This is a genomic window from Arcobacter sp. F2176 (assembly GCF_004116465.1).
Classification (GTDB): domain Bacteria; phylum Campylobacterota; class Campylobacteria; order Campylobacterales; family Arcobacteraceae; genus Arcobacter; species Arcobacter siniprincipis.
On sequence record NZ_PDJV01000076.1, the window covers coordinates 1 to 422 of the forward strand.

A 422-nucleotide genomic window follows, 5' to 3' on the forward strand; every position below is an offset into this window, starting at 1 on the left:
CTCCTCGAGAGCGCCGGAGATCTCCGGCGTCGTGATCTGGCGCAGTCGCGCGATGTTCTCGTCGGAGATCGCGGACTGCACCTCGGAGAGCAGGCGCTCGAAGGTGCCGTAGTCGGCACCCTGCAGCTCGAACTCGACAGGCTTGGCGGCAGAAGCCGCGGCAGCGCCGCCGCCGAGACCACCCATAGCCGGCGCGGCCGGCTGCGGCTGGTAGGACTCGCGCCCGAGCGGCCCACCGGCGCTGGCGAGTTGCGGCTCGCTGCGACGACGGAACAGGCGCAGCGCCAGCCAGATCAGGCCGCCGATCAGCGCGACCTGGAAGAGCAGGCCGAGGAAGCCGGCGATGCCGCCGAAGCCGGCGCCCGAGAGCAGGCCGAACAGGCCGGCGCCGAGCAGACCGCCGGCGACGCCCATCATCAGGC

At 72.7% G+C, this 422-nt stretch carries 1 protein-coding gene; it reads right to left on the bottom strand.

Going from position 1 to position 422, the window contains the following annotated elements:
* Window positions 1-422: hypothetical protein (locus CRU95_RS16690; protein ID WP_258238757.1), on the bottom strand; the 422-nt coding region annotated here is incomplete at both ends.